The following is a 5184-nucleotide window of genomic DNA, read 5'->3' as shown; positions in this document are numbered from 1 at the left end:
CTACCTCGAAACCGGCTTCACGCCCGATTTTGATTCCGTCGGCGGCGCCATGGTCGACGTGCAGCGAAACATGGCCGAGTTGGCGCCGCAGGACCGTGCTGCCATCGCCGCCTATCTCAAGGCGATACCCGCGCATCCAAACGGCTATCCGGCCCGCAAGAGGGCGAACTAGTCTAGATCGAGTCTGCGGATGACAGGTGGCGGTCACCGAGAAAATCGAAGCCCGTTTCGAAGAAATGGTTGTAGTTGCAGGTCAACTCTTCGCCAGGCGCGATGTCGCGCAGCGCAAAACTCTCCTCGGGTGAGGAGACGTCGCAATTAGGCTCGTCGGCATGGTTCATGTAGCGCGCGTCGTCGGCTTCGAAGACGATGTAGTTCGGATCGCGGCGGTCAGGATAGGAGTAGCGGTCGAGATAGCTCTTCACCGGGCCGGCCGCCCGCTCATAAGTCTCGACCTCGATGAGCCGATCGAACCTTGGGTCTAACTTCCAGATCAGAGTACCGCGAGGAATGTGGTTCTTGGCAAAGACGCCGATTCCCTGGATGGGTGATTTGTCGAGATAGACGTCGACGAGCAGCATAATGAACCTTTACGCGATTGGAGGCTGTCAGGCCGGAAAAGCCGCGCACTGGGTAGCGCGCGGTCGTCGCAATTGCGAGTGAAAATGAGCGACGGGAGCTTCAAAAAGTCCTGACACCCAGCCCTCTGGCAAGGGTGCATCGATCATCGTCCAGAGTCAGCGTTGCTGCAGCGCCAGACGGACGCCCAGAGCGCAGTAGATGCCGCCGACAACTTTGCCCTGCAATCGTAACACCGACGGATTTCGGCGCAGGAACGTGCCGAGCCGGCCAGCGCTCACGGCAAAGACGACCGTGCTGAAAAGGCCCAGTATGACGAAGATGACCCCCAACGCGGTCATCTGAAGCATCACCGATCCGTTTTCAGGCCGCACGAACTGAGGCAGAAAAGCGAGGAAGAACAGAGCGGTCTTGGGGTTGAGCACTTCGGTCAGGACAGCCTGTCGAAACGCCTTGCCGGCGGAGATCGCGAGCGCACCGGCCGCCGGGTTGGCCGGTGTTTTCTCGATGATCGCGCGAATGCCGAGATAAACCAGGTAGGCCGCGCCGATGTACTTGATGACGCTGAACAGCGTCGCCGACGCGGCGATGATCGCCGAGATGCCGATCATGGCCATGACGGTATGAAAGACGTCGCCGGCAGCGATCCCGGCGCCCGTCGCGATCCCGACCTTGGTTCCGGAACTCGTTGCCCGGGCGATCGTCAGCAGGGTGGCGGGGCCTGGAATGAAGACGAAGCCGAGCACGACCGCGATGTAGGCGATCAGGGTGGTCAGGTCGATCATTGGTTGGTTGCTCCCGTAAGCTGCGCCTTGCCCATCACTTTCAGCGCGAAGGAATAGGTGTAGGCGATCTCTTCCAGCCGCGAAAACCGGCCGGAAGCGCCTGCATGACCGGAATCCATGTTGATCTTGAACAGAACCGGATTGTCTCCGCTCTTGCGGTCGCGCAGCCGGGCCACCCATTTGGCCGGTTCCCAATAGGTGACGCGCGGATCGGTGAGACCGGCCAGCGCCAGGATCGGCGGATAGTCGTGATCAGAGACATTGTCGTAGGGCGAATAGGCAGCGATCGTCCGATAGTCGTCGGCGGACGCGATCGGGTTGCCCCATTCGGGCCATTCCGGCGGCGTCAGTGGCAGGGTCGCATCGAGCATGGTGGTGAGCACATCGACGAAGGGAACCTCGGCGACGATGCCGCCAAAACAATCCGGCGCCATGTTGGCGACGGCACCCATCAGCATGCCGCCGGCCGAACCGCCTTGCGCGACGATACGGTCATGCGCCGTGTAACGCTCCGTGACCAGATGGCGCGCGACGGCGATGAAATCGGTGAACGTGTTCATCTTGTTCTCCCGCTTGCCGTCATCGTACCAGCCATAGCCCTTGTCCTTGCCGCCGCGAACGTGAGCAATGGCGAAGACAAAGCCGCGGTCGACCAGCGAGAACCAGTTGGTGTTGAAGGCGGCCGGCACGGTGATGCCATAGGAGCCGTAGCCGTAAAGCAGGCAAGGTGCGGATCCGTCCAGCGGCGTGTCGCGATGATGCAAAAGCGAGATCGGCACCAGTTCGCCATCGCTGGCCGGCGCCATCAGCCGCCGCGTGACATAATGGTCCGCATCATGGCCGGACGGCACTTCCTGGGTCTTCAGCAGCACCCGCTCGCGGGTGCGCATGTTATAGTCGAACACCTGCGCGGGCGTCGTCATCGACGAGTAGGAAAAGCGCATGATCTCGGTGTCGTACTCATAGGAACCCGACAGGCCGAGCGAGAAGGCCTCCTCGTCGAGGGACAGAAGATGCTCCTCGCCGCTGATACGGTCGCGCACCACAATGCGCGGCAGGCCTTCCTTGCGTTCGAGCCGGACCATGTGGTCCCTGAAGCCGATCACCGACAGGATCAGCCGGCCGGGCTCGTGCGGCACCAGTTCCTGCCAGTTGGCGCGCACGGGATCGCTCGCCGGCGCCGTCATGATCTTGAAGTCCTTGGCGCCGTCGGCATTGGTCAGGATGAAGAAGATATCGCCGCCTTCTTCCAGCTCGTATTGAAGGCCAACCTCGCGCGGCGACACCAGTTTCGGTTCGGCAAACGGATCGTCGGCGCGCATCAGGCGGTATTCCGAAGTCTCGTGATCGTTGATGCCGATCATGATCCATTCGTTGTTGCGGGTGCCGTCGACATTCATGAAGAAGCCGGGATCGGTTTCCTCATAGATCAACCGGTCGCTGTCCGGGCTGTCGCCCAGCGCATGGAACAGTACCTTGGACGGGCGATGGTTGGGATCGAGACGCGTGTAGAAGAAGCCGTCATTGCCTGCGTTCCAGACGCCTGAACCGCCGGTGTCGGGGATCTGGTCGGCAAGCTCTTTGCCATCGGCAAGGTCACGCACGCGAAGCGTGTAGAATTCGGAGCCCTTGTCGTCGAATGCCCATAGCAGCTTGGCGTGGTCGGCCGAATGGTCGACACCGCCAAGACGGAAATAGGCCTTGCCCGCGGCCTCCGCGTCGCCATCGAGCAGGATATGCTCGGCGCCGCCGTCGCGCGACATGCGGAAATAGCGCGGCTGCTCGCCACCAAGTTTAAAGGACGAGCCGTAGGCATAGGGCCCATCCTTCATCGGCACGGAAGAATCGTCTTCCTTGATACGGCCCTTCATCTCCTTGAAAAGCTGCTTTTGCAGTTCGACCGTGTCGGCCATCAGCTTCGACTGGTAGGCATTCTCCGCCTCGAGTTCTGCGCGGATCCCCGCATCGAGCAATGACGGGTCGCGGAACATCTCCTGCCAGTTATCGGCCCGTAGCCAGGCATAGTCGTCGGTTCGCGTGATGCCGTGATGCGTGTCGGAAACCGGCCGCTTCTCGGGCGTTGGCGGGCTGACGATCGGAAATATGGATGTCTTGGTCATTGCGTCTCGCTTTGCCAGTATCTTCAATGGGCCAGTATCTTGAAGGGCCATCTCGAATGGAGAAATATCTTGAATGGCAAATGAACACGCCGATCAGGGCAGGTTCAAGAGCCGGAGCGTATGGGTTGTGTCGGCTCCAGGAGATGAGCCGGGAGGAGAGATGATGACTATTTGGTCTCGGACTGCTGCGGCTTTCGCCGTTGCTTCGCTAACTCTGGGCTTTGCCGGCCAGTCTCATGCGACCGTATTCGCGGCTTGGCAAGTGGCCAATGTCCCGTTCGGCGACACGCTCAATGTACGCAAATACCCTTCGGGCACATCCCAAAAGCAGGCGGGATATCCGAACGGCACCGTTCTGCAGATGACCGGGCGATGCACCGGCGGAATAAACCTGCTCGACATCGCCAACCAGCCGGCATGGAAGCAGGCACAAAAGATTCGCTATCGCTGGTGCGAAGTCTGGCATGATCCGGTCCAGAACGGCAATTTCGTCACCGGCTGGGCCTATGGCAAATACATCATCCCGCATTGATTGACGCGGCAGCAATCAGCCGATCGGTCGGATGACTGGCATGTCGCCTGATTGCTCGTATATGACCACGGCAACCTGTGGTTTTGTGGACAAATGCGAACAACCAATATTTCTCGAGCGATAGCCAAGCAAGATCAAACATTAAAACCCGTTTCGTGAGTTGCCACGAATGTAACGGCGATCTGACGTTGCGTCAGCCGCCGCCGACGGGAACGCGAAATATCGATAAATTACACAATGCACGAAAGATTGAAGCTGATCGCGGAACATTTGATCAATATCGTTCAATATAGCGCGAGGGGCGAATTGACTTACTTGGTCTGCACGCTCATTGATGTGCCCGCGACACGAATCGTAGAAACTCTACCTGCACAAAATTCGTGCGATGCCCTGCTTGTAAAAAAGGGCGCAGATCGATGTAACTCTTGTTGGGGACCGAAGACCATGGATATTGTCGAAACACCTTCCAGAAACAGCGATGCGCTGATCGAATTGACCGCCGATGTGGTGGCCGCCTATGTCAGCAACAATCCCGTGCCGGTCGGCGAACTGCCGAACCTGATATCCGATGTCCATGCCGCACTCGGGCGTGTGGGCGGAACCGCCGAACAGCCGCCTGCCGACAAGCAGAAGCCGGCGGTCAACCCGAAGCGGTCGGTTCATGACGACTACATCGTCTGCCTTGAAGACGGCAAGAAGTTCAAGTCGCTGAAGCGCCACCTGATGACCCACTATGACCTGACGCCGGACCAGTATCGCGAAAAGTGGAACCTCGACCCGACCTATCCGATGGTTGCACCCAACTATGCAGCTGCCCGGTCCCAACTCGCCAAGAAGATGGGTCTCGGCCGCAAGCGCAAAGCGCGGTAATTGCTGCCAGCCAGATCGGATCGACATCAACGGCGCCTTCGGGCGCCGTTTGATTTTTGCGAGCCGCGACGCGCGGATCGGGTCGGGAAGCGTCAGGCGGTCTGCTTGAGCGCTGCCTCGGCGTCGCGCTTGATGCGCTTGACCATCGAGCGAAGGCCGTTGGCGCGCTGCGGCGACAGATGTTCGTCGAGGCCGAGTTCTTTCAATGTCGCTTCCGCATCGGTCTTCTGGATTTCGCTGGCGGTCCTGCCGGAAAACAGCGCCAGCATGATCGCGACCAGCCCACGCACGATATGAG

Annotated in this window: 6 protein-coding genes and 1 pseudogene; 3 read left to right on the top strand and 4 right to left on the bottom strand. The window is 59.7% G+C overall.

What is annotated here, in order from left to right:
- Positions 1 to 172: pseudogene (locus tag EN925_RS40860) on the top strand (cytochrome C); the annotation flags it as partial.
- A gap of 1 nt (position 173) precedes the next feature.
- Here EN925_RS40860 and EN925_RS22555 read toward each other — a convergent pair.
- From EN925_RS22555 to EN925_RS22545, 3 genes are all read right to left on the bottom strand, one after another.
- Positions 174 to 581, bottom strand: coding sequence for an SET domain-containing protein-lysine N-methyltransferase (locus EN925_RS22555; protein ID WP_013532664.1), 408 nt, complete (start codon positions 579 to 581; stop codon positions 174 to 176).
- 156 nt (positions 582 to 737) lie between these two features.
- Entirely contained in the window at positions 738 to 1364 is a 627-nt protein-coding gene (locus EN925_RS22550; protein WP_024505543.1) for a LysE family translocator, read from the bottom strand.
- Positions 1361 to 3484 carry a S9 family peptidase gene (locus tag EN925_RS22545; RefSeq protein ID WP_127385259.1) on the bottom strand — a complete coding sequence of 708 codons (2124 nt, stop codon included), beginning with the start codon at positions 3482 to 3484 and terminating at the stop codon, positions 1361 to 1363. The genes EN925_RS22550 and EN925_RS22545 overlap by 4 nt, the downstream gene beginning before the upstream one ends.
- 160 nt (positions 3485 to 3644) lie before the next feature.
- On the opposite strand from EN925_RS22545, the gene EN925_RS22540 reads away from it, so the two are divergent.
- Positions 3645 to 4016 carry an SH3 domain-containing protein gene (locus tag EN925_RS22540; protein WP_164745941.1) on the top strand — a complete coding sequence of 124 codons (372 nt, stop codon included), beginning with the start codon at positions 3645 to 3647 and terminating at the stop codon, positions 4014 to 4016.
- 444 nt (positions 4017 to 4460) lie between these two features.
- Positions 4461 to 4886, top strand: coding sequence for a MucR family transcriptional regulator (locus EN925_RS22535; protein WP_013532660.1), 426 nt, complete (start codon positions 4461 to 4463; stop codon positions 4884 to 4886).
- A gap of 92 nt (positions 4887 to 4978) precedes the next feature.
- Here the strand turns inward: EN925_RS22535 and EN925_RS22530 are convergent.
- Positions 4979 to 5184: SufE family protein (locus EN925_RS22530; RefSeq protein ID WP_206632894.1), on the bottom strand; the 206-nt coding region annotated here is incomplete at its 5' end.

Source organism: Mesorhizobium sp. M7A.F.Ca.US.006.04.2.1 (genome assembly GCF_004022915.1).
In the GTDB taxonomy this organism is placed as follows: Bacteria; Pseudomonadota; Alphaproteobacteria; order Rhizobiales; family Rhizobiaceae; genus Mesorhizobium; species Mesorhizobium ciceri.
This window is presented reverse-complemented; position numbering and strand designations above follow the sequence as displayed.